24 protein-coding genes, 1 tRNA gene and 1 pseudogene are annotated in these 23,170 nt (G+C 68.8%); 8 read left to right on the top strand and 18 right to left on the bottom strand.

Annotated features, from left to right (window positions below):
• From ACWICD_RS09375 to ACWICD_RS09360, 4 genes and pseudogenes are all read right to left on the bottom strand, one after another.
• Positions 1 to 180: pseudogene (locus tag ACWICD_RS09375) on the bottom strand (IS3 family transposase); the annotation flags it as partial.
• Positions 177 to 485: a transposase gene (locus tag ACWICD_RS09370; RefSeq protein ID WP_454140005.1), complete on the bottom strand. Its 309-nt coding sequence runs from the start codon at positions 483 to 485 to the stop codon at positions 177 to 179. The pseudogene ACWICD_RS09375 and the gene ACWICD_RS09370, both read right to left, overlap by 4 nt.
• 399 nt (positions 486 to 884) lie before the next feature.
• The gene (locus ACWICD_RS09365; RefSeq protein WP_376128435.1) at positions 885 to 1,286 is read right to left on the bottom strand and encodes a hypothetical protein; all 402 of its coding nucleotides are present in this window, start codon (positions 1,284 to 1,286) and stop codon (positions 885 to 887) included.
• Between the two features lie 40 nt (positions 1,287 to 1,326).
• Entirely contained in the window at positions 1,327 to 1,587 is a 261-nt protein-coding gene (locus ACWICD_RS09360) for a DUF2599 domain-containing protein (protein ID WP_376128437.1), read from the bottom strand.
• A 531-nt stretch (positions 1,588 to 2,118) separates the two neighbouring features.
• Between ACWICD_RS09360 and ACWICD_RS09355 the strand changes: the two genes are divergently transcribed.
• Positions 2,119 to 3,636, top strand: a complete 1,518-nt coding sequence (locus ACWICD_RS09355; protein ID WP_454140004.1) for a DUF222 domain-containing protein — start codon at positions 2,119 to 2,121, stop codon at positions 3,634 to 3,636.
• Positions 3,637 to 3,641: 5 nt separating this feature from the next.
• Here the strand turns inward: ACWICD_RS09355 and ACWICD_RS09350 are convergent, their stop codons facing one another.
• A complete protein-coding gene (locus ACWICD_RS09350; protein ID WP_376128441.1) occupies positions 3,642 to 5,438 on the bottom strand; it encodes a DUF2207 domain-containing protein in 1,797 nt (598 codons plus the stop codon).
• 43 nt (positions 5,439 to 5,481) lie between these two features.
• Here ACWICD_RS09350 and ACWICD_RS09345 point away from each other — a divergent pair, with 43 nt between their 5' ends.
• Complete coding sequence (locus ACWICD_RS09345; protein ID WP_376128443.1) at positions 5,482 to 5,925, top strand: MarR family winged helix-turn-helix transcriptional regulator; 444 nt, start codon at positions 5,482 to 5,484, stop codon at positions 5,923 to 5,925.
• A 3-nt stretch (positions 5,926 to 5,928) separates the two neighbouring features.
• Here the strand turns inward: ACWICD_RS09345 and ACWICD_RS09340 are convergent, their stop codons facing one another.
• From ACWICD_RS09340 to ACWICD_RS09315, 6 genes are all read right to left on the bottom strand, one after another.
• On the bottom strand, positions 5,929 to 6,663 hold the full coding sequence (locus tag ACWICD_RS09340; protein ID WP_454140003.1) for an ABC transporter permease: 735 nt from the start codon (positions 6,661 to 6,663) through the stop codon (positions 5,929 to 5,931).
• Positions 6,660 to 7,484: an ABC transporter ATP-binding protein gene (locus tag ACWICD_RS09335; RefSeq protein WP_454140002.1), complete on the bottom strand. Its 825-nt coding sequence runs from the start codon at positions 7,482 to 7,484 to the stop codon at positions 6,660 to 6,662. The genes ACWICD_RS09340 and ACWICD_RS09335 overlap by 4 nt, the downstream gene beginning before the upstream one ends.
• A gap of 45 nt (positions 7,485 to 7,529) precedes the next feature.
• Positions 7,530 to 8,540: a DUF2804 domain-containing protein gene (locus tag ACWICD_RS09330; RefSeq protein WP_454140001.1), complete on the bottom strand. Its 1,011-nt coding sequence runs from the start codon at positions 8,538 to 8,540 to the stop codon at positions 7,530 to 7,532.
• Positions 8,537 to 10,348 carry a glycoside hydrolase family 2 protein gene (locus ACWICD_RS09325; RefSeq protein ID WP_454140000.1) on the bottom strand — a complete coding sequence of 604 codons (1,812 nt, stop codon included), beginning with the start codon at positions 10,346 to 10,348 and terminating at the stop codon, positions 8,537 to 8,539. Before ACWICD_RS09325 ends, ACWICD_RS09330 begins: the two co-directional genes overlap by 4 nt.
• Positions 10,345 to 11,673: an MFS transporter gene (locus tag ACWICD_RS09320; RefSeq protein ID WP_454139999.1), complete on the bottom strand. Its 1,329-nt coding sequence runs from the start codon at positions 11,671 to 11,673 to the stop codon at positions 10,345 to 10,347. Before ACWICD_RS09320 ends, ACWICD_RS09325 begins: the two co-directional genes overlap by 4 nt.
• 65 nt (positions 11,674 to 11,738) lie before the next feature.
• Positions 11,739 to 13,307, bottom strand: a complete 1,569-nt coding sequence (locus ACWICD_RS09315; protein WP_454139998.1) for an L-serine ammonia-lyase, iron-sulfur-dependent, subunit alpha — start codon at positions 13,305 to 13,307, stop codon at positions 11,739 to 11,741.
• A 94-nt stretch (positions 13,308 to 13,401) separates the two neighbouring features.
• On the opposite strand from ACWICD_RS09315, the gene ACWICD_RS09310 reads away from it, so the two are divergent.
• Positions 13,402 to 13,812 (top strand): GreA/GreB family elongation factor, encoded by a 411-nt coding sequence (locus ACWICD_RS09310; protein ID WP_376128457.1) that lies wholly within the window; start codon positions 13,402 to 13,404, stop codon positions 13,810 to 13,812.
• A gap of 256 nt (positions 13,813 to 14,068) precedes the next feature.
• On the opposite strand, the gene mmsB is transcribed toward ACWICD_RS09310, so the two are convergent.
• From mmsB to ACWICD_RS09295, 3 genes are read right to left on the bottom strand one after another with little or no spacing between them, the layout of a single operon-like run.
• On the bottom strand, positions 14,069 to 14,989 hold the full coding sequence (mmsB, locus tag ACWICD_RS09305) for a 3-hydroxyisobutyrate dehydrogenase (protein ID WP_454139997.1): 921 nt from the start codon (positions 14,987 to 14,989) through the stop codon (positions 14,069 to 14,071).
• A 20-nt stretch (positions 14,990 to 15,009) separates the two neighbouring features.
• Positions 15,010 to 16,143: an acyl-CoA dehydrogenase family protein gene (locus tag ACWICD_RS09300; RefSeq protein ID WP_454139996.1), complete on the bottom strand. Its 1,134-nt coding sequence runs from the start codon at positions 16,141 to 16,143 to the stop codon at positions 15,010 to 15,012.
• Positions 16,144 to 16,157: 14 nt separating this feature from the next.
• The gene (locus tag ACWICD_RS09295) at positions 16,158 to 17,660 is read right to left on the bottom strand and encodes a CoA-acylating methylmalonate-semialdehyde dehydrogenase (RefSeq protein ID WP_454139995.1); all 1,503 of its coding nucleotides are present in this window, start codon (positions 17,658 to 17,660) and stop codon (positions 16,158 to 16,160) included.
• 101 nt (positions 17,661 to 17,761) lie between these two features.
• Between ACWICD_RS09295 and ACWICD_RS09290 the strand changes: the two genes are divergently transcribed.
• From ACWICD_RS09290 to ACWICD_RS09275, 4 genes are all read left to right on the top strand, one after another.
• Positions 17,762 to 18,292: a MarR family winged helix-turn-helix transcriptional regulator gene (locus ACWICD_RS09290; protein ID WP_454139994.1), complete on the top strand. Its 531-nt coding sequence runs from the start codon at positions 17,762 to 17,764 to the stop codon at positions 18,290 to 18,292.
• 110 nt (positions 18,293 to 18,402) lie between these two features.
• The gene (locus tag ACWICD_RS09285; protein WP_376128467.1) at positions 18,403 to 19,305 is read left to right on the top strand and encodes an SDR family oxidoreductase; all 903 of its coding nucleotides are present in this window, start codon (positions 18,403 to 18,405) and stop codon (positions 19,303 to 19,305) included.
• Between the two features lie 14 nt (positions 19,306 to 19,319).
• Positions 19,320 to 19,676, top strand: coding sequence for a hypothetical protein (locus ACWICD_RS09280; RefSeq protein ID WP_376128469.1), 357 nt, complete (start codon positions 19,320 to 19,322; stop codon positions 19,674 to 19,676).
• A gap of 8 nt (positions 19,677 to 19,684) precedes the next feature.
• Positions 19,685 to 20,485 (top strand): nitroreductase family protein, encoded by an 801-nt coding sequence (locus tag ACWICD_RS09275; protein WP_454139993.1) that lies wholly within the window; start codon positions 19,685 to 19,687, stop codon positions 20,483 to 20,485.
• A 75-nt stretch (positions 20,486 to 20,560) separates the two neighbouring features.
• On the opposite strand, the gene ACWICD_RS09270 is transcribed toward ACWICD_RS09275, so the two are convergent.
• The 3 genes from ACWICD_RS09270 to ACWICD_RS09260 all read right to left on the bottom strand — a co-directional run bounded on the left by ACWICD_RS09270 (position 20,561) and on the right by ACWICD_RS09260 (position 21,761).
• A tRNA-Arg gene (locus tag ACWICD_RS09270) sits at positions 20,561 to 20,633 on the bottom strand.
• 67 nt (positions 20,634 to 20,700) lie between these two features.
• On the bottom strand, positions 20,701 to 21,270 hold the full coding sequence (locus ACWICD_RS09265) for an asparagine synthase (RefSeq protein ID WP_376128473.1): 570 nt from the start codon (positions 21,268 to 21,270) through the stop codon (positions 20,701 to 20,703).
• A 59-nt stretch (positions 21,271 to 21,329) separates the two neighbouring features.
• The gene (locus ACWICD_RS09260) at positions 21,330 to 21,761 is read right to left on the bottom strand and encodes a YdeI/OmpD-associated family protein (RefSeq protein ID WP_376128475.1); all 432 of its coding nucleotides are present in this window, start codon (positions 21,759 to 21,761) and stop codon (positions 21,330 to 21,332) included.
• Positions 21,762 to 21,888: 127 nt separating this feature from the next.
• On the opposite strand from ACWICD_RS09260, the gene ACWICD_RS09255 reads away from it, so the two are divergent.
• Positions 21,889 to 22,083 (top strand): hypothetical protein, encoded by a 195-nt coding sequence (locus tag ACWICD_RS09255; RefSeq protein ID WP_376128477.1) that lies wholly within the window; start codon positions 21,889 to 21,891, stop codon positions 22,081 to 22,083.
• 143 nt (positions 22,084 to 22,226) lie between these two features.
• Here the strand turns inward: ACWICD_RS09255 and ACWICD_RS09250 are convergent, their stop codons facing one another.
• Positions 22,227 to 23,168, bottom strand: a complete 942-nt coding sequence (locus ACWICD_RS09250) for an aldose 1-epimerase family protein (RefSeq protein ID WP_376128479.1) — start codon at positions 23,166 to 23,168, stop codon at positions 22,227 to 22,229.
• Between the last annotated feature and the right edge of the window lie 2 nt (positions 23,169 to 23,170).

Genomic DNA, 23,170 nt, shown 5'->3' with positions numbered 1-23,170 from the left:
CCGGTGCCCGAACTCCGGGTCATCCTTGTGAGCGTCGAACAACGCGTTCGCCCGATACGCCTCCACGACCTCACTCGGCGTGATGGGGGCCGCCAACCATCGGTAGTAGGGCTGGCGGGAGAGCTTCAACACCCGACACGTCACCGTCACAGGGATCCCTGCGGCGGCGAGCTCCGTCACGAGCGGGTAGAACCTTTTCCCGGCAGGTTCGCCTGAGACAGATACGCCGCCGCCCGCCGCAGCACCTCGTTCTCCTGCTCCAGCAGCCGGTTCCGCTTGCGCAGCTCACGGATCTCAGCCGCCTCGGTCCGGGACTGGCCGGGCCTGGCGCCCTCGTCGATGTCGGCGCGACGCAACCACTTCTGCAAGGTCATGGGGTGGACACCGAAGTCTTTCGCGATCTGCTCGATCGTCACTCCGGGTTCGCGGTTCCGAGCGACGCGCACCACGTCGTCACGGAACTCACTCGGGTAGGGCTTGGGCACAGCAACATCCTTCCAGGCCCACCCCTCGGGCAAGCCAGATCAGATGTCACCTACTCGTGCAGCAATCCCAACTTTGACGATGGACTGTCGGATCTCACGAGAGTTGTCAGATCCTGGGAGGGGCTGACCTGGGTATTTCACGGTGTGTCTACAAGACTCGGTGCCCGCGTGTCTCACCGGACGTGCCATGAATCGGCTGAATCGCCCCACCCAGACACGCCCCGTGTCTCCCGAGGGATGATCGAGGCATTGGCGCGGGAACCGTAGGAACTCAACGCGAGGTACGCGCTGTGTGGGTGTTGGTCTTGGCGTCAGCAAGAAGGATTTCCGGTGATCAACGTGGGCCTCACCAACCAGAATCGTTCTTGCGTCTGACGGCGGGTCCCGGTCCTGTAGCCGCTACCCCGATGTCCACATCTCGTCGACTAATGTCTCCAGTTCGGTCCGCCCCTTATCAGTCAACGAATTATTGACGTACACGATGACGATCCAGTCAGACTGATGTACGTCAGATGACGAGGACGCAAATACTGCCGCGCTCTCCTTGGAGCTGAATCGTAGGAGCTGGACGGTCGGCGACTCGTACCCTTCGATGCATCCGTTGACTTCTGCGCAGAGCTCGACGGTTTCGTCCTGTATGCCTTGAAGCGCTTCCGAAGCGTAGCCGCCGTTCTGAGACGCTGACGCCAGGATCTCGGCAATGCTGAGATCCTGGCGGGAGTCTCGTTTGACAACCCACACCCCCAAGCCAACGAGAACGGTGAGGACGAGCGCGACCGCGAGAACGAGCGCGATGACCATGCGCCTATTCGTTCTCCGCGTTCTAGCTTGCGTCATCAGATCACCAGTTGCACTTGTGGTTCGCCACGTTGTTCAGCCAGTTCGGGTTACTTGACCGCCAGCCTTCCAGGTCCCAGGAACTCCCCCCGGTCCATGGCGTGTAAGCACCGAGCACGTGGCAGTCGTACTGCTGGCGATAGGTCGCCTTGTTGTTCACGGCCGGAATCTTGCCGCGCAACTCATCCCAGCCTGCGCCTTTCAGAATTGCCTGACCGGCGGCCCAAGCACCGATCCCGCCGAAGTCGCGAGCGGAGGAGCGCAACGCGACTCATCCAATCGCGAGTGTATCGGCCCCGGACCGCCACCCGCGGATGACACGGCTGCGCGGCGCGGCTTCATCTGTCTTGCCCGCGATGCCGGGAAGAACCCTGGGCCTCGGAGCAGCACTACGCGGCGCGCCGAGCACCGGACAACTGGAGTGAGAATCTGACAACTGGAATGAGACGACTCGACAGGTCCGTGAAAATCGGACAACTGGAGTGAGACACGACATGGACACGGACGATCACGAAAAGATAACGGCGGGCCTTCCCTTTCGTTACCTCGTCGTTATAGAGTGATGGCGGCAGTTGTTTGCTGTGGCAGCTGCCGACATGTGATTGCAGGACACTCTTGGTGCAAGGGACAAGGGCCGGTCGGGAGCCTCTCCGACCGGCCCTTACTCGTGCCCTTCGAGGGGCCTGCGGCATCCGTTCCTCCACCGATTGACGAGGTCGGGAGTTATCCACAGTTTTCAGGGCTGATCTGGTCTCTTCCGACTCCGATGTCGGAACCCCTCACCACAATTGAGGGTATGACAACACAGGTGGATGCCGCACTCGAGACCCTCGACGGGCTCGCGCAGGCGCTCGCCGAAGTGCTGTCCCCCACGCTGACCGAGGCGGGCCAGCGCGCGATGTCGAACGACCAATTCCTCGTGTTCACTCGTCTCGTCGAATCGATCGGACGCCGGGTCGATGCGGCACGCGTGATCGGCGCCGCCGAGATGGAACGGCGCACGACGCCCGATGGCACCCGATTGGTGCACGCGCTCGGCTGCACTTCCGCGACCGAGGCACTCACGCGGCTCACGGGCGTGTCGACGGCGACGGCTCGTGCGCGGTTGCGCGCGTCGCGTCCCATCGCGCCGTCGATGAGCTTGACGGGTGAACACATCCCCGCCGCGTTCCCCCGGCTCCGCACGGCGCTCGAAGAGGGAAAGATCGGGATCGACAGCGTGACCGCCATCACGACCACACTCGGCCCGATCTCGACACGGTGTCACCCGACCGAGCTCGCGGCCGCCGAAGAAGAGCTCGTGGGCGCCGCGGTCGGTGCTGCCGGCGAGCCCTCGTGCGATGCGGACACCCTCCGCTGCCAAGCGCAGGTCTGGGCACTCGTCCTCGATCCCGACGGAGTGCTGCCCGAATACGAACGCGCCGCCCGCCGGCGCGGCTTCACGCTCGGGCGCGTGCGCGACGGCCTCATCCCCGTCACCGGCGGTCTGCTGCCCGACGTCGCCGCGCAACTGCAGCGCTTGTTCGATGTGAACATGTCACCCCGCGTCGCGGGCGCAGCGACCGAACACACAACGACCGAGGGCACAGCGGCCAAAGACACAACGACCGGGGGCACGGCGACCGAGTCGATCGGGAGCACGGCGACCGAGTTCGTTGGGGGTCCTCGATTCGTCGAGTCTCACGAGCCCGACGAGTTCGCCGAAATCGATACGCGCACCCGTGCGCAGAAGCAGCACGATGCGCTCGCGGCGATCCTCGGGGTCGCCGCACGGTCGGCCGAGAGCCCGTCGATCGGCGGCGCGGCGCCGGCACTGCTCGTCACGATCTCAGCCGCCGAGCTCGAAGCCGAGAATGGCGTCGCGTTCGTCGACGGCACCGATCAGCACCTTCCCGCCGCCGTCGCCCGACGTATCGCGTGCTCCCACGGCACCCAACGCGTCGTCCTCTCCGACGATGGCCGCATCATCGAGCTGGGATCACCGCAGCGTGTGTTCACGGGTCATCAGCGCCGCGCGATCACCGTGCGAGACGGCAACTGCATCATTCCCGGATGCCACGTCCCCGCCGTCTGGTGCGAAGTGCATCACACCATCGAGCACTCACGAGGTGGTCCGACCCACGTCGACTTCGGGGTCCTGCTCTGCTGGCACCACCATCGCACCCTGGAGACGAGCGGGTGGCGGGTGCGGATGGTCGACGGCATCCCCGAGGTCAAGGCACCCCGCCATATCGATCCGCTCCAGCTGTGGCGACCCGTGCGGCGCTCGGCCGCCGTCGAGTTCGAACGACGACGACGAAAGCGGGCGGGATGAGCGCGTCACACGCCCCCGCCGCCGCCTCCTCCGCCGCCCCCACCGGCAGAGCCACCGCCGCTCGAACCCCCAGAGGTCGACGACGACGACGCGGTGCTCGCCGAGAGGGTCGAGATGCCGGCCGAGAAGGAAGCCGCGTTGAATCCGCTCGTCCCGGCGTACCAGCCGGGCGAGTGCCCGTCGCCGTAGAGCACGGCGAGCTGCTGCGCCCACTCCTTCTCCTGGCCGAACACGACGGCGTACGGCAGCAGAGTCTCGTACAGCTTCAGCATCTGACGGGGATCCTGCGTGTCGACGGCGACGCGCTCGGCACCGGCGGGCGACTGCAGCATCCGGATCCGGTCGGCTTCGGCCCACTCGATGAACTGCTGCAGCCCGCGAAGATGATCGCGCGCCTCGGCTCCCGCCGACGTGAGCGGCTTACGCGAGACGAGCACGACCGTGACCAGGACAGCAAGGCCCGACGCCACCATGAGCGTGATCGGCACGGCACCGTCGACGCCGCCGTCGAGCGCGACGAAGCCGAAAGCGAACACCAGCACGGTGGCCGCGATCGCACCGAGCACGGCGAAGTACCGCGACGGCGACACCCGTCGCCACAGTCCGCGGGCCGTGAGCTGCTTCGTCGCGGCAGCGATGATGCCCTGCGCCGCCGTCGAGAACCTCGTGTCGGAGCGCCCGAACTCGAACGTGTCGCCGGGCTTTCCGTCGGGAAAGAGCCCGTGCAGCAGCATGAGCCCGTCGCCGTCGGCGCGCGACGGGTCCACGAGTTCGGCGGTGAGCGGGGCGCGCCCCGTGAACCGCCGCGATTCTCCCTCGACGATCCGGATGCTGCCCACGACGGCCTGTTCCAGCACTTCGGCCGGAATCGCCTTCGACGTGCGGTGCAGAAGCACGGCGCTCTCGAGCGCATCGATGCCGGGCGGCGGTGTGTACTCGGCGATGATGGTCGGCCGGCCCGGGTCATCACGCAGTCGCCGACCCCGCACGACTCCCGCACCGACCAGCGCGCCGACCACTCCGAGCCCTGCGATGCCCTGCAGCCAGCCCCACGGCGACGCGAGATACGAGGCGTCGAACGCCGAGAAGGTTCCCTCGTCAAACGCGACCGCTATCGTCATGGTCTCGCGGGGATCCAGGGGTCCCGCCGTTGCGACGATCCCGCCCGCGGCGGCATCCGTCTCGATTCGGCACGTGTCGCTCGAGCCCTGGCGTCCGACGTAGCACGACGCCGCCCCCGTCGCGGCACCGGCGAGCGCAGGATCGAGGGTCAGGCGTGCCGTGACCCGCCCGAACGGCTGGGCCCACATCGTGCCGTTGACGTTCCAGTAGAACTCGTCCGCGCGCGTGTCCGCGAAGAACCGCGTGACGTTCTCGAGCTCATAGGCGAAGACGTAGGTCTGCCGACCGTGCACGTAGTCGCGGGCGCGCGAAGTCATCGAGAACCATCCGTCATCCGATGAGGTCTCCTCGGCGCGCGCAGCGCCGTCCCCGTCGGTGATCGAGATCAGACGCGGTCGCAGGGGACTCCCGAGATACTCGTCGGGAATCGTGCGACGCATGCCGCGATTCTGATCGTGTTCGGGGAACACCGCGACGTAGGTCTCGGTCACATGCAGACGGCTCGTGCCATCGTCGGCGCGTGACAGGACGTAATCGACCTCGAGGCTCTCGAACGTGAAGTCTTCGACGTCCGCGGCCGCCGAGGCCGTCGCCGGGGCGAAGGTGGCCAGCAGAATCGCCATCATCGCGAACACGATGAGACGGGTCCGATGCGAGGGGGTGCCGACGGCGCGCGTCATGCAGAACAGCCTATGTGCGCGGCCAGGTCGTACCCTTGACGCCATGACAGATCGCCGTCTCGCCATCGCCGCCTGGGAAAGCCTCTTCCGCGCACAGCACGAGATCTTCGCAGAGATCAGCGGCGACTTCGAAGACGCCGGCCTCGTGCAGGCCGAGTACGACGTGCTCCTCACGGTGACGCGCGCCAAGGACCGCACCGCGCGGCTGCGAGATGTCACGGCCAACATGCTCATCAGCCAGCCAAGCGTGTCGCGCCTCGTCGACCGCATGGTCGCGCGGGGACTCCTAACGAAAGCGCCGGATCCCGAAGACGGCCGCGGCTCGCTCGTGCGGGCGACCGACGACGGCGTCGCGGCGTTCCGCCGCATCGCGACCGCCCACGGATCGTCGATCGCCGAGCGCATGTCGGTGCTCAGCGACGACGAACTGGTTCAGCTGCGCGACATCACGACCAAGCTTCGGGCATCCGGACGTCCGCGCTCCTGAGGTCTACGGCGTGCGCCGCCGCAGTGTCACCGACGCGAGCACCAGGGCACCGAGCGCGAACGCACCGACGATGAGCAGCGGACCGAAGACGTCCCACCCCTGTTCCCCCGCCATGACGGCGTCGATCGTGTCGATCGCATAGCTGAGCGGCAACCAGTCCGAGATCGCGTGCAGGACATCGGGCATGTCCTCGCGCGGCATGAACAGACCGCCGAGAAGAATCTGCGGGAACACCAGCAGCGGCATGAACTGCACCGCCTGGAACTCGGTGTGTGCGAACGCGCTCGCGAGCAGCCCGAGCGCACTGCCGAGGACCGCGTCGACGATCGCCACGAGGCCGAGCTGCCACAGCGGACCATCAACACTCAGGCCGCACACTCCGACGGCGAACACGACCGTCACGACCGCCTGCAGCATCGCCATGAGCCCGAAGGCCAGCGCGTAGCCCGCAATGAAATCGGCCTTGCCGAGCGGCGTCGTCATGAGCCGCTCCAGGGTGCCCGAGCGCCGCTCGCGGAGCGTCGTGATGGAGGTGACGAGGAACATCACGATGAACGGGAACAACGCCAGGATCGCCCCGCCGAACTGATCGAAGACTCCCTCCTGCTCGCTGAACAGCCACGCGAACAGTCCGACCAGCAGACTCGGCGCGACGAGCATGAGCGCGATCGAGCGCGGGTCGTGGATCAGCTGCGTGAGCACCCGGCCCGCCGTCGCGAGCGTCCGCGCGCCGATCACGCACGGCCCCCACCGGCACGGCGTGAGCGGGCCCGTCGCCGGGTGAGGGGAGGAGCGGATGCCGCGCCGTCATGCGCCGCCGCATCCCCCGGACGCGCCCCACCGCGCTCGACCAGCGCGAGGAACGCGGCATCCGGATCCGGCGCCCCAGTGTCGCGCAGAAGCCCCTCGGGCGTCGTGTCGGCGATGATCCGCCCCTCGCGCATGAGCAGGAGCCGGTCGCACCGCAGCGCCTCATCCATGACGTGACTCGACACGACGAGCGTCACGCCGTCGTCGGCGAGGTCGCGGAACAGCTCCCAGAGCTCGGCGCGCAGCACAGGATCCAGCCCCACGGTCGGCTCGTCGAGCACGATGAGCTCGGGCGCGCCCAGCATCGCGACGGCGAGCGACACCCGGTTCTCCTGACCGCCGCTGAGCGATCCGACTCTCTGATACCGCTGTCCGGTCAGCCCGACCTGCGCGAGCACGCGGTCGACATCGCCGCGCGAAGCCTCGACCAGCCGGGCGAAATAGCGCAGGTTCTGCTGCACCGTGAGGTCGCCGTACACCGAGGCCGCTTGCGTGTCGTACGCGACCCGACCGCGCAGCTGCTGCGACCCTGCTCGCTCCCCCAGGACGGTGACGATGCCACCCGTGACCTTCTGCACGCCGACGATCGAGCGCATGAGCGTTGTCTTGCCGCATCCCGACGGGCCGAGCAGGCCCGTGATCTGGCCGCGCGGGATCGTCACATCCAGGCCTGCGAAGATCTCGGATCCGCCGCGCCGCACGCGAAGATCCCGCACGAGTACCGCTTCTGCGACCACGACATTCGCCACGGCGCGATTATCGTTCCGGGCAGGGTACGGGTCAAGGCACCGCGCTCACCAGCGGTTGTGCACCTCCTCGGCCCACCCGAGCACACCGGCGAACGGGATCGAGACACCGTCCTGCGTTTGGAAGGTTCCGTCCCAGTGCCCGAAGCACTGATCCGTCGCGCTCGCGACGACGCCGAGATTCGTGCGCGTCTCCTTGTTGTGGAACGGAGTGAAGGATGCTGCGAGCCCGCCGCCGACGACCCGCCACGGTCGTCGCCAATCGGCGATGTCGTAGTCCCACACGAGCTCGTCGTGGATCTTGTGGAGGCGCCCGTCGATGACCACGGCGTTCTCGGTGGACCCCGTACCGTCTGTCCACTTCGCCCCGACCTGGATGCCGATGACCCGGCCGTGCGAGATGCCCGACCCGGCACCCCAGTTCCACCGGATGTCGTACGGCCACCGCCCCCGGCCATGGTCGAGCACGGCCCACGACTCCCCCGCGGGCACATCGTACGAGACGCCCTCGATCGTGACGGTGCCCGACGCGGGGCGGGCGACGTCCTTGACGGTGTACTGGAATCGGGTGTCGCTCCACGGCACGACGACCGCGAGTCGCTCGTGCCCGTCGGGCAGTTCGGCGACGACGTCGAACGAGGCATCGGCGATGCGGGCACGCAGCCGTGTGCCCCCGGCTTCCGCGGGATCGATGTCGATCTCGAGGCCCTTGGCGCGCGCCTGCGCCGACCCCTCGCCGAGCGACGGCGGCAGAGTGAACCCGCGAGCCGGCAGCACCGTCGCCCCGTGACGCCACTGCCGCTCGGTCGCGCGGTCGAAGACCCACACCTCGTGCACGGCGGCGTAATCGATCGACGACACCGTGAGGGCGAGCAGATGCGTCGGGGTCGTGATGCCCCAGTACTCCCACCGCTTGTTGCGACCCCAGAACCCCGAGCCGATCCCGGCGGTGTCCACGACCGGCTGGCGCGCCCACCCGACGGCCGCGCGGTTCAGGCGCCCGTTCGGCAGCGTAAGCGGCACGCGCTCGATCAGCTCGGGCAGGGGCGTGGGGTTCATGGCTTCTCCACCTCGTGGGATCGGGCTGCGGCGCGCAGCCCGTCGTTGATGCGCCGCATGGCCTGTTCGGGCACCTTCACGAACCGCCGGTCGTAGGTCACCAGTCCGTTGACCTCGTCCTCGACGTCGGACAGCTGCGTATACACGGTCGCCGCGAGACCTCGGGCGATCGCGGGTTCGATCTCGCGCACGTGCAGCCGCTCGAGCGCGGCGACGAGACGCTCGCGCGACCGGTAGCGGCGGTATCCGAACACGCGATCGCTCGCCGTGTGCCCGGGGACGGCGAGGCTGTAGCCGCCGTACTCGGTGACGGCGAGCACCCGCGCATCCGCACGACGGGGTGCCCGCACGGGACGGAAGTACACGTGCAGGCTCCGCACGTCGCCGGCCCCCTGATCGTGCCATCCGCTCGCGTGATCGATCGGACGCGTCGGATCCAGGCGCCGCACGTCGTCCGCGATCCGCGCGCCGTCGAACTGTCCCCAGCCCTCGTTGAACGGCACCCACAGCGCGATGGACGGCACGCTGCGCAGATGCTCGATCATGTCGTGCAGCTCGGTCTCGTACTGGACCCGACCCGCGGCATCCGCTCGCCCGAACCTCGCGTACCGGCGGTCGTCGAGCGCGGGGGCGCCGAAGACGGGCGCCGTGATGACGAGCGGGTTGTAGCGCGTGCCGCCGTTGACGGCGTCCTGCCACACGAGCATGCCGAGGCGGTCGCAGTGGTGGTACCAGCGCAGCGGCTCGATCTTGATGTGCTTGCGGAGCATCGTGAAGCCCATGCCCTTGGCCAGCCGGATGTCGTACTCGAGCGCGGCATCGGCGGGAGCGGTGTATCCGCCGTCGGGCCAGTAGCCCTGATCGAGCAGCCCGACGGGCAGGTACGGCTCGCCGTTGAGCAGCAGGCGCCACCGGCCGGAGGCGTCCGTTCCGACGCCGAACGAGCGCATGCCGACATAGGAGTCGACGCGATCGTCGCCGAGAACGACGCGCACGTCGTAGAGGAAGGGGTCCTCCGGGCTCCACGCTCGGACGCTTTCCGTGAGAGCAACCCGCGTCGGCTCGCCGATCGGGACGGATGCCGTCGCCACGAGCTCGTCCGCCGCCCTGATCTCGACGGTGGCTCGATCCTCGGCCCGCGCGTGCGCGCTGCCGACCATCACCACGACCTCGCCCGCGGCGAGATCGGGCGTCAGGACGAGCGCGTCGACGGCGATGCGCGGCACGATCTCGACCCACACGGTCTGCCAGATCCCGGACTGCGGCGCGTACCAGATTCCGCCCGGCCGCGTGGACTGCTTGCCACGGGAAAGCCAGGCGGCATCCGTCACATCACGCACCGCGACGACGATCTCGTGCTCGCCCGTGTGCGCGAGATCGTCGGTCACATCGATCGCGAACGGCAGGTATCCGCCCGTGTGGGCGCCCACCTCGACACCGTCGACCGCGACACGACACGACTGGTCGACCGCGCCGAAGTGCAGGATCACCCGCTCCCCCTCGGCGAGGGTGCGCGGCGGCGCGAAGCTCCGCCGATACCAGAGCGTCTCGTCGGCGCCGAGGACGCGCCCCACGCCGGACAGCTCGGTCTCGGGAGAGAACGGCACGACGATCTCGCCCTGCCACGCCGAGGGCGGGTCGGCCGGGTCGGCGACGGCCAGGGGATCGGATGCCGCGAAGGGCGTGACCGCGTACTGCCAGCGCCCGTTGAGGCTGCGCCAGTCGCCTCGCACGAGCTGCGGCCGCGGATACTCGGGCAGCGGCGCGTCGGGATCGAGGGCGTCCGCCCACGGTGTGCGCAGGCTCATGCGCCGACCTCGTCGACCGCACTGCGGACGCGTCGCAGCAGCAGCACGGGGACGATGACGAGCACCGCGACGACGGCGGCCGCCGGGAAGATCCAGGGCGTGGGCACCTGCTTGACGACGCCCAGATCCGTGTAGGTCTCGTTCGCACCGATGATGACGGCGGCGCCGATGAAGGGACCGACGACCATCGGCACCAGCACGGCGGCGATCATGCGAAGCCCCTGCACGACGCCGACCCGGTCGAGGGGCGTCGCATCGCGCACGCTCGCGGCGATGGCGGCGACCGACAGCATGAAGCCGCTCATCATCACCGCACCCACGACGATGACGCCCACCATGTCGCGCGCGAACGCCATTCCGATCAGACCCGCGACGAGGATCGCCGTCGCGGGCAGGATCGCGCGGACCTTGCCGATCCGGTCGATGACGCGCCCGCCCAGGACGCTCGCGATCGAGGCGACGATCAGGACGCTGCCGAGCACGATCGCGTAGCCGTCGATGCGCAGGTACCGCTGGATGTAGATGATCAGGTACGGCACGAACACCTGCGTGCTCGTGCCGACGATCGCGTACGCGAGCAGCAGCAGATACAGTCGCGGGTTCGCCCGCACCGACGAGGGGCGCAAGCCGTAGACGACCGACGAGAGATATCCGTCGGCGCTGGGCGCGATGTGGACCGGATCGCGCACGAGGAACCAGGCGAGCACCCCCACGGCCGCCGTCGCGAGGCCCACGATCGCGAAGAACAGGCGCCACTCGCCCGCCTGCGTCAGCCCGTCGAGCGCACCGAAGACGAGGAGCATCGCCAGCAGCGGCATGATCGCGAGCACGCCGTCGACACGTCCGCGATTACCCGGCTCGGTCGACTCGGTCACCCACGCGTTGAAAGCGGCGTCGTTGGCTCCCGATCCGAACACCGACATGAGGCAGTCCAGGGCCACGATGGCGACGACCGCCGTGCCGACCGCGAGCGCGGCATCCGTGCCCGCCGTCGGCTGGACGAACCCGAACGTCGCCGTCGTGAGACCCCACAGAATGTAGCCGACCGCGATGAACGGGCGACGCGTGCGCGCACGGTCCGACCAGGCCCCCACGAGCATCGTGGCGAGGGTCGCGGCGATCGCCGAGGCCGCCACGAGGATCGCGATGACGGTCGGATCGGTCGAGATCGTGTCGTAGACGAACACGTTGAGGTACATGTTCTCGACGGTCCACGCGAGCTGCCCGACGAGGCCCAGCAGGACCACCGTGAACCACACGCGACCGGACAGCGGCGCGAGGCGCCGGGTGGGCTCGCTCGCGGGCGCGAGGCGATCTCGGGACATCGGCATCCTTGCTCACGATCCAGGGGGTGCGTTCGATCCTAGGCCGGAGATCCCCTGGAGCGGGATCAGCATTCGATGACGTTGACCGCGAGGCCGCCTTCGCTCGTTTCTTTGTACTTCGTCGACATGTCGATGCCGGTCTGACGCATCGTCTCGACGACGGTGTCGAGCGAGACGAAGTGCGAGCCGTCGCCGCGCAGCGCGAGCCGGGCCGCCGTGACGGCGGTCGACGCGGCGATCGCATTGCGCTCGATGCAGGGGATCTGCACGAGCCCGCCGACGGGGTCGCACGTGAGACCGAGGTGATGCTCCATGGCGATCTCGGCGGCGTTCTCGATCTGCCGATTCGTGCCGCCCATGACCGCCGTCAAGCCTCCCGCCGCCATGGCGCATGCGGAGCCGACTTCGGCCTGGCATCCGCCTTCGGCCCCCGAGATCGACGCGTTCGCTTTGAACAGCGAGCCCAGCGCCGTGGCCGTCAGCAGGAACCGACGGATGCCGCGCCGCCGGTTCGCCTCGGCGAGCGCGGCCGGCGAGCCTTCGACGAGCTCGGGCACGGGCGGGTGGAACCCCATCAGGGCACTGCCGACGAGCTCGCCGTAGGGGGTGACGGCATTGCCGGCGCCGAGGCCCGAGTCCGCGAGGAAGCGCCACCAGTACATCGCGACAGCGGGCACGATCCCCGCGGCGCCGTTCGTCGGCGCCGTGACCACGCGCCCGCCCGCGGCGTTCTCTTCATTGACGGCGAGCGCGAACGCGCCGAGCCATTCACCGGGAAGCTCACGGTGGCCCGAGGACTCGGCTTCGTCGAGTTGCGCGCGGATCGAGGCCGCACGCCGCTTGACCTGCAGGATGCCGGGGAGCACACCGTCGGCGTTCAGCCCGGCTCCGACGCACCCGGCCATGGCGTCCCAGATGCCGTCGAGCTTCGCCGCGATCTCGGTGTCGCTGCGCAGCGCCTGCTCATTGATGCGCGCCGCTTCGGCGATCGTGATGCCGCGCTCGTCGCACAGGGCGAGCAGCTCGTCGGCGCTGGCGAAGTCGAGCGGATACGCGTGAGCCTGCACGCGCGGCGGCTCGCCGTCGCGGCGGATGAACCCGCCCCCGACGGAGTAGTACGTCTCGCGCAGCACGAGGCCCTCGTCGGATACCGGCGCGGGGGGCAACATCGCCGCCCCCGTCTCGCGGAAGACCGCTCCCGCCGCCGTGATCGGTCCTGCCGTCGAGCGAGACCACGCCTCGAGCGACATGGCGTTCGAGTGTCCCGGCAGGCGCGTGCGCGGCGCGAAGACGACGTCGCGCTTCGCGAACGGCACGCGGCGCTCCCCCGCGAGCACGAGATCGGCGCCGTCCGGCCAATCGCTCCAGGCCGACCGCACGGCATCCGGATCCACCGTCTCGGGTTCGAGTCCCTGCAGGCCCGCGACGATCGCGTCGGGCGTGCCGTGACCGATCCCCGTCGCCCCCAGCGACCCGTACAGCGTGCACGTGATGCGCGCGACGTCGCCGAGAAGTCCGAGCTCGCGCAGACGGGTCGCGAAATCGAGGGCCGCCCGCATGGGACCGACCGTGTGGGAGCTCGAGGGGCCTACTCCGATGGAGAACAACTCGAACGCCGAGACGTATGCGCTCACATCACCAGGCTACGTCGTCGCGTCACGGAAGGGGTGTTTCGGGGCCAACGGCGGTAGGATCGAAACTTCATCCGTTCACTTCGTGGAGGTTGCCGTGTCTGTTGCAGAAGAGCCGATCTGGCTGACGCAGGATGCCCTGAATCAGTTGCAGCAGGAGCTGGACGATCTCACCAAGAGCGACGTCGCCGACGACGTCTCGTCGGCTCGCATCGTCGAACTGCGCGGCCTCATCCGCCGCGCGCAGGTCGGATCGATGGCCGATGACGGACTCGTCGAACCGGGCATGCGTGTCACGGTCGAATTCGAATCCGACAACTCGCAGGAGACGTTCCTGCTCGGCGCCCGCGCACTGCTGGGCCCGGTCGGCGACATGGCCGTGTACTCGCCCGAATCGCCCCTGGGGCAGGCCATCGTCGGCTCCCACCCCGGAGACCGCCTGACCTATCGCGCCCCGAACGGCGTGAACATCGCCGTCAAGATCATCGCGGCCGTTCCCCACGGCTGACCGCCGATCGCTCTCGCGGTCGCGCACAACGGGCGACCGCGAGAGATGGCCGGCGATCAGCGCTTGCGCGTGCGGACGACGTCTTCCTGTGACTTCTCGCGCTTGAGCGCCCGCTTCTCCTTCAGCGACAGCTGCGCCGCCTTCTTGCCGTTCTCTTTCGTTGCCATCGGATACTCACTTCCCTTGTGACAGCTGGTGGGTATTCCGGCTGACCATAGCCCAGCCCCCGGGGGAAGTCGAACCTGTCGCGCCGGCGTCAGTCCGCGGCGACGGATGCTGCCGCGCTGTGCTCGCGGATCGTGTTGATGATCCCCGAGAAATCCTGATTCGCTCCGTCGCCCTCGGCGAAGGCGACGTAGATGTCCCGCGCGAGCGAGCCGAGCCGCGCGTCGACTCCGGTGAGGTCGATCGCCTGACCCGCCAGCGACAGATCCTTCGCCATGAGGGTGCCCGCGAAACCCGGCTGGTAGTCCCGATTGGCGGGGCTGGTCGGCACCGGGCCCGGCACGGGGCAGTTCGTCGTGAGCGCCCAGCACTGACCCGACGCGTTGGATGCCACGTCGTAGAGCGCCTGATGCGACAGTCCCAGCCGTTCACCGATGACGAACGCCTCGGCGACGGCGATCTGCGAGATGCCGAGGATCATGTTGTTGCAGACTTTGGCGGCCTGCCCGAGGCCGGAGCCTCCGCAGTGCACGATCCGCTTGCCCATCGCCTCGAGCACGGGCAGAGCCTCGGCGAAGTCGGCGTCGCTGCCACCGACCATGAAGGCGAGTGTCGCGTTCTCTGCCCCGACGACGCCGCCCGAGACGGGGGCGTCGAGCGCGCGGTGACCGGCGGCGATCGCGGCATCGGCGGCCAGACGCGCTTCGTCGACGGCGATCGTGGACGAGTCGATGAAGAGCGTGCCGGGGCGCGCCGCGGCGAGCAGCCCGGGCTCGTCCGCGGTGCCGTACGCGGCCAGGACGTGTCGGCCGGCGGGAAGCATCGTGATCACGATGTCCGCCGCTGCGGCAGCCTCGGTGCCGGCGGCGACGAGCTCGACGCCCGAGGCGGCGGCGGCATCGCGGATCTCGGCGACGAGGTCGAAGCCGAGCACACGGTGCCCTGCTCTGACGAGGTTCGCCGCCATGGGTCCGCCCATGTGGCCGAGTCCGATGAATGCGATGGTGCTCATGGGGTTCCCTTCGTCGCCGGTCATCGGCCTTGCTCGATCACTGCGCGACCGACGATCAGCTGCATGATCTCGTTCGTTCCCTCGAGGATCTGATGCACGCGCAGATCACGCACGACCCTCTCGATGCCGTATTCGTGCAGATAACCGTAGCCGCCGTGCAGCTGCAGCGCGGCGTTGGCGACATCGAAGGCGGCATCCGTCGCGAAACGCTTCGCGAGCGCACACGCGACGGCGACGTCGGGGGCAGCGGCATCCATCTTCTCGGCGGCCCGCTCGAGCAGCGCTCGTGCGGCCTGCAGATCCGTCTCCATCTCGGCGAGCCGGAAGACGATGGTCTGGTTCGCCGTGAGCGGCAGCCCGAAGACGTGCCGGTCCTGGACATACGAGACGGCACGGTCGAGGGCCCACTGGGCGCCGCCGAGCGAGCAGGCGCCGATGTTGACACGGCCGCCGTTGAGGCCCTTCATGGCGATGCCGAATCCGTCGCCCTCGTCGCCGAGCCGGTTCGCCACCGGCACGCGCACGTCCTCGAGGATCACCTGGCGGGTCGGCTGGGCGTTCCAGCCCATCTTCTTCTCGTTCGGGCCGAACGACAGCCCCGGCGTATCGGCGGGAACGACGATGGCACTGATGCCGCGAGAGCCCGGGCCGTTCGTGCGGGCCATCACGATGTAGACGGCCGACGAGCCCGCGCCCGAGATGAACTGCTTCACGCCGTTGATGACGTACTCGTCGCCCTCGCGCCGCGCGCTCGTCGTGATCGCCGCCGCATCCGAGCCCGCGCCCGGCTCGGTGAGGCAGTAGCTGCCGAGATCCTCCATCGTCGCGAGCTTCGGGATCCATCGCGCCCGCTGCTCGGCGTCACCGAAGGTGTCGATCATCCACACGACCATGTTGTGGATCGAGATGTAGGCCGCGATCGTCGTGTCGCCCTTGGCGAGCTCTTCGAAGATCGCCAGCGCATCCTGACGGGACAGGCCCGACCCGCCGAACTCCTCGCGCGCATAGATGCCGCCCAGACCCATCTGACCGGCCTGGTGCAGGGTGTCGATCGGGAAGTGCTTGTCCGCATCCCACGTGCCCGCGTGCGGGGCGAGCGCTGCCTCGGCGAAATCGCGGACCGCCTCGACGAGGGCGGCGCGCTCCTCTGTCATTCCCGCGCTCATGATCAGTGCATCGTCGGGATGACGAAGCTCGCGCCTTCCTTGAGATCGTGCGACAGCCAGCGGCTCGTCACGGTCTTGGTCTTGGTGTAGAACCGGAACGCGTCGGGACCGTGCTGGTTGAGGTCGCCGAATCCGGACTTCTTCCAGCCGCCGAACGTGTGGTACGCGATCGGCACGGGGATGGGCACGTTGACCCCCACCATCCCGGTATCGACGCGGGCGGCGAAGTCGCGCGCGGCATCCCCGTCGCGGGTGAAGATCGAGACGCCGTTGCCGTACTCGTGCGTCGACGGGAGGCTCAGGGCCTGTTCGTAGTCGTCGGCGCGCACGATGATCAGCACGGGTCCGAAGATCTCTTCCCGGTAGATCGTGTGCTCGGGCTCGACGTGGTCGAACAGTGTCGGGCCGAGGTAGAAGCCGTTCTCGTAGCCGGGGACCTCGTAGCCGCGGCCGTCGGCCAGCAGGGTCGCCCCCTCGTCCACGCCGACCTGGATGTAGTGCTCGACGCGCTGCTTGGCCTCGGCCGTCACGAGCGGACCGTAGTCGTTGCTCTCGTCGAGGGCGGGGCCGACCTTCAGGGTCGCCACGCGCTCGGCGAGCTTCGCGGCGAGCGCGTCACCGGTCTGCTTGCCCACCGGCACGGCGACCGAGATCGCCATGCAGCGCTCGCCCGCAGACCCATAGCCGGCGCCGATGAGCGCATCGGCGACCTGGTCGAGGTCGGCATCCGGCATGACGATCATGTGGTTCTTCGCTCCGCCGAAGCACTGCGCGCGCTTGCCGTTGGCGGCGGCGGTCTCGTAGATGTACTGCGCGATGGGGGTCGAGCCGACGAACCCGACGGCCTTGACGCGGTCGTCGTGCAGGATCGCGTCGACGGCCTCCTTGTCGCCGTTGACGACGTTGAGCACGCCTTCGGGGAGCCCCGCCTCGAGGAAGAGCTCGGCCAGGCGCAGGGGAACCGAGGGGTCGCGCTCGCTCGGCTTCAGGATGAACGCGTTGCCCGCGGCCAGCGCCGGTCCGGCCTTCCACAGCGGGATCATGGCGGGAAAGTTGAACGGCGTGATCCCCGCGACGACGCCGAGCGGCTGGCGCATCGAGTACACGTCGATCCCGGTGCCGGCACCGCTGGAGTACTCCCCCTTCAGCAGGTGGGGCGCTCCCGCAGCGAACTCGACGACCTCGACACCGCGCTGGATGTCTCCGATCGCATCGGGCACGGTCTTGCCGTGCTCGCTCGACAGCATCCGCGCGAGGGCCGGCGTGTCCTTCGCGACGAGGTCGAGGAACTTCAGCAGCACGCGCGCCCGCTTCTGCGGGTTCTGCGCCGCCCACTCGACCTGCGCCGCTTCGGCGTTGCCGATCGCCGCCTGCACTTCGGCCGTGCTCGCCAGCGGAACGCGGGCCTGCACCTCGCCGGTGCTCGGGTCGAAGACGTCGCCGAAGCGGCCGGATGTGCCGGCGACGCGAGCGCCGCCGATGAAGTGGGTGAGTTCTCGCGTCATAGAAGTACTATGACATTCAACTATCTGATCTGCAATCAAAGATCGCGATCGACGGATCGCGCGCCCCCGGCGATACGGTGGATGCCAGGAAGGAGCCCCTCTTGCCCCCCAAGCCGCTGCACGTCGACCCCATCGCCGAAGCCCGGCGTCAGTGGATCGCGCACGGCTGGGGCGAAGCGGCGGACGGTATGGCGGCCGTGACATCGGTCATGCGCGCGCACCAGCTGATGCTCGCCGAGGTCGAGAAGACCCTGCGGCCGTTCTCGCTGTCCTTCGCCCGGTTCGAGATGCTGCGACTGCTGGCGTTCAGCAAAGAAGGCACGATGCCAATGGCCAGCGCGACAGCCCGACTCCAGGTGCACCCCGCGAGCGTGACCAACACGGTCGCCCGGCTGGAACGCGACGGGCTCGTGCGCCGCGACCCCCACCCCGATGACGGACGAGCCGCGCTGCTGACCATCACGCCGGCAGGATACGAAATCACGGAGGCTGCCACGGCCGCGCTCAACGAGCAGGTCTTCGCGCAGGTCTGCGAAGAGGTGATCCCGCCGCTGACACAGTCGATCGCGAAGCTGCGGCTCGACGCCGGGGACTTCTCGATGCCGGCACCGGCTCCCGAACCTCTCGTCTGAGCCGCGACACGGGGGCGTAGCACCCATCACCCCTGGTCGATAGGGGGCAGACATCGCCGCGGCGCGCTCCTTACTCTGAGGGTCGAATCCCGCGAGTGAAGGAGCCCACCATGCCCGAAGCACCCGTCGCCAAGCACGCCCAGTCGCTCGCCGATGACGAAGGAGGCATGCCCGAGCAGCAGCAGTCCCCTCCCGGCCTGACCGCGCCTATGCATCCCCGTCCCGACCACGGCGAGGAGTCCTGGCAGGGCCGCGGACGCCTCGACGGGCTGAAGGCGTTCATCACGGGCGGGGACTCGGGGATCGGCCGGGCCGTCGCGATCGCGTTCGCGCGGGAGGGCGCCGATGTCGCGATCAGCTACCTGCCCGAGGAGGAAGAGGACGCGCGTGACGTGGCGCACTGGATAGAGAAGGCCGGCCGCACGGCCGTGCTGCTGCCGGGAGACCTGCGCGACGAACAGACCTGCCGCGACGTCGTGACCCGTGCCGCGGAGGAACTCGGCGGACTCAACATCGTCGCCAACAATGCCGGGTTCCACTGGGCGCGCGGCGAAGAGGGTTTGAAGGGGCTCGCGGCCGAAGACCTGCACCGTGCCGTCGAGACCAACCTGTACGCGACGCTGTGGGTCAGCCAGGCGGCGCTGGAGCACCTCGACCGCGGCGACTGCATCATCAACACGAGTTCCGTGCAGGCGTACGATCCGTCGGTCACGATGATCGACTACGCCGCGACGAAGGCGGCGATCAACAACCTCACCGTGAATCTCGCGCGCGAGCTCGGACCCGACGGGATCCGCGTCAACGCCGTCGCCCCCGGCCCCGTCTGGACCCCGCTGCAGCCGGCGACGAAGGAACCCGCCGCCGTCGCGAACATGGGCAAGGACACTCCGCTCGGCCGCATCGGCCAGCCCGCGGAACTGGCCGGCGCGTATGTCTTCCTCGCCTCCCCCGCCGAGGCGAGCTACGTCAGCGGGACGGTCGTCGGCGTGACCGGCGGCCTGCCGGTCTTCTGAACACGCGATCCTCCGTGCTCGCTGCGACCCCGCGTCGACGCACGACCGGCATCTTCGGCTGGACGGCGGGATGCTACGCCGCCAACTGCGCGCTGGGGCTCACGGTCGCCCTCGGGTGGGTCGACACGCGTCGCGCGCGCTGGGTGCACCACGCGCTCTACATCGCCACGTCCGCGCTGACCGCGGCTGCGGTGAGCTCGGCGTGGTGGGGGCGCCCGCGGGATCGGAGTCGTCGAGCGGCGTTGGCGCTCGCTCCCGCGGTCGGGCCCCTCGCGGCGATCCCCTTCGCCGGAACACACACGCGGCGGCATCCGATCCTCGCGCTGACCGCAGCGCCGTTCGTGATCGCCGCCGTCATCCGATCAGCGTGAGGAGTCCCATGGAGTTCTTGGATGTCATCCGCCGTCGCAAGACGACGAACGGTCCGTTCCTTCCTGACCCGGTGTCGCCGGCGCATCAGCGCCTGCTGCTCGAGGCGGCGAGCCGTGCCCCGTCGCAGCTGAACAGTCAGCCGTGGCGCTTCATCGTCATCGAGCACCGCGACACGATCGAGACGATCGCGCGCATCTCGGGCGAGAGCATGACCGAGGTGATGTCGAACGGCACGTTCTTCGAGCGCTACAAGCCGTACTTCCGCTTCAGCGAGGCCGAGATGGAGCACGAGCGCAGCGGGATGCTGTTCGACAAGCTCCCGGCACCGCTGCGGCCCTTCACGGGCCAGGTGTTCACGTCGCGTGGCCAGAAGCTCATGAACGCTCTCGGCGTGCCGAAGACCCTCGGGGCCGAGAACCGCAGGCTGGTCGCCGGATCTCCACTGCTTCTGGCCGTCATGCTCGATCGCAGCGAGTACCGGCCGGGCGAGCTGTCGTCGTTCTACTCGGTCTTCAGCATGGGCGCCGCGATGGAGAACGTCTGGCTCACGACGGTGGAGCTCGGGATGGGGATCCAGTTCATCTCGTTCCCGATGGAAGCACCGGGGCGGTGGCAGGAGATCGTCGATCTGCTGCGGGTTCCCGACGACCTCGAGCTCATGGCCGTCTACCGACTGGGCTATCTGCCGCCCGAGCAGCGGCGCCCCGCGATCGACTGGTCGAGCTCTCAACGCAAGCTGCCGTCGCAGTTCGTGTTCCGCGAGACGTGCGACACCGCGCAGGAGGGCTGGGACGACGTGACCGCGTGAGCCGGCCGACAGCGGAGACACGAAAGCCCGCGATTGCTCGCGGGCTTTCGATCATGACTGTCTCAACACAGTACGCGCGCCTCGAGGGACTCGAACCCCCAACCTTCTGATCCGTAGTCAGATGCTCTATCCATTGAGCTAGAGGCGCATGGCCCGCGCTTGCGCTCGGGCCAGCGTCCAGAATACCCCACGCTCGCGTTCGTCGCGAATCGACGTCACTCCTCCGCGTCGGAGTCCTGCGGGTCGGCGGAACGACGCCGATGCGCGGCGAGACGCGGCAGATCGATGAGGCGCAGGGACTGCATCCGGGCGGCGCGCATGCGCTCGTAATCGGGGTCGAGGTCGGGCCGCATGCCCTCGACCGTGAGGCGGCGCTGCAGATTCGCCTCGACGTCTCCCCACGCGGCATCCCTCGATGCTTCGACCAGCGACCGGACGGCATCGGGATCGTCGGCCCGCTGGCGCAGCTCTTTCGCGACACCGACGTACTGCTTGTGGCGCTTGCGGAGGTTGCGGGTATCCCGGTCACGGTAGTCGTGCGTTCCGTCGGGGTCGGTGAACTTGCCCCACGCGCGGCGGCGCTGCTGCTTCGCGAGGTCTGCCGCGGCCTCCTGCTCGGTCGCGAGCGAGAGCAGGGCATCACGCGCGACGGGAGCGAAGCGCTCGACGTCGAAGGGGGCGCCGTGCGCGATCGTCTCGACGAGGATGTGGTTGCGCACCACCAGTCTGGCTGCGGCGAACGCGATGGACACGCCCTCGGCGATCGCGTCCGTGGTCTTGCTCACAGCACCTCCCCCCACGAGGCTATCGTCCGGGGCGACATGCGAGAGTCGGATGCCGCGAGTCAGCCCGAGAGCTTGGCGACGATCGCCGCGATGCGTCTCGCGCGGGTGTCGGCGGCCTTCGCGCCCTCGACGTTCGTCACGTGCGCTTTGCGTGCGCTCGGCGCCAGCCGGTCGAACGCCGCCCGCACGTCGGCGTCGGCGAGCGCGGCCGCCAGATCATCGGGCACGTCGACCTCGCGCGGCGCCGTGTCGAGGGTGATCTCGACGGTGATGGGGTCGCCGCCATTCAGCCCCGTCGCGGCACGCTTGTCCGAGCTGAACGGGATGAGGTACTTGCCACCCATCACAGCGACCGTGCTGCGGTACGCGAACCCGTTCACCGTGACGTCGACGGGCGGCCGCTTGCCGGCGCCGAGCTCGTCGATGAGTTCCGGTGGGACCTCGATCCCGGTGTTGTTGCCGCTCAAGAACAGCGTCGTCTCGAATCGCATGGCACGATTCTGTCACCGGCGACACGCGCGTCGGTAGCAATCTGCACGCGCGAACGCAACCCCCGCTGAGTTTCGCGGCGGTCCCCGTAACGTCGATGTCACGCGAAACCACGGAAGGAGCAGGACCATGGGATTCCTGGATGACGCGAAGGATACGGCCGATGCTGTCGGCGACAAGATCAAGGACACGTGGGAGGACACCACGGACCGCATCGGAGACAAAGCCGACGAGATGAAGGCCGACGCCGAGGTGAAGCGTGCCGAAGCCGAACGGGACTCGGTGAAGACCCGCAACGAGATCAAAGAAGACCTCAGGGACTGATTCCCTGACCACACTGCGCCGTCGCCGAGCATGCGCGGGACCCTGGAGAGTACTCGGGGGTTTCGCAGCATCCGGTGAATGAGTGCGCAAGACGCCCGTCAGGATGCCACGCATCCCGACGGGCGTCCTCGTTTCGCGACGCCTCAGCCGATCGCGCAGATGCGCCAGCCGGCCTCGGCCTCCGCTCCCGGCTCGAGCGCGATGAGCCCCGAGTCATGCCGATAGCGGTCGGCGTTGAAGGCGTCGGGCGCGCACGTCATCGGCTCGACCGCGAGACCCAGGCGGCTCAGTGCGGGTTCGGGCTTGTCGGCGGTGTGGACCTGCACCCACGGGCACGCGGCGCCCCACGACATCGCGACGCCTGAGCCGGCGGCATCCGTCACCCGTACCGTCACGTCGCCGTCCTCGCCGCGGAGAAGGCCCGTGTAGGCGTGGTCGAGCTCGACGGAGCCGACGCGGCGCGCGCTGCGGAAGTCGAACCGCTCGGGATCGGCGTCGACCGCGACGACCCGGGTCGGCGCGAGCCTGTCGGCCGTCACCTCGAGCACCTCGCCGGCGGGGAGCTCGAGGGTCCAGTCGTCGACCGTGCCCTCTCCGGCGACGAGATACGGGTGCGGTCCGACGCCCCACGGGGCCGGCTCACTCGACTCGTTGCGCGCCGTCACGGTCTGCGTCAGACCGTCGGGCCCGAGCGAATAGGTCGTGAAGACGATGATGCGCCACGGGTACGCGGTCTGCGGCTGGATCGCGGCGGCGAGCGTCACATGGTCGGGGCCCTTGTCGATCGCCTCGAAGTCGAGCCACGCGGCCAGGCCGTGCAGCGCGTGGCCGCGCGCGGGCTCGGTGAGCGGCAGGCGGAAGTCCCGCCCGCCGAAGGAGTACGCGCCGTCGACGACGCGGTTCGGCCACGGCGCGAGGGTCGCCCCGCGGTACGAGGGACGCACGTCATCGGCGCCGAAGGGCACGACGAGATCTCGCCCCCGGTAGGTCAGCGAACGCAGCGTCGCGCCGACGCTCGCCACGACGGCTTCGTAGTCGCCGGCGCGCAGCGCGTGCTGAGTGCCGGAGGTCGCGGTTCGTGCCATGG

This window comes from Microbacterium sp. NPDC055357 (assembly GCF_053644835.1).
This window is presented reverse-complemented; position numbering and strand designations above follow the sequence as displayed.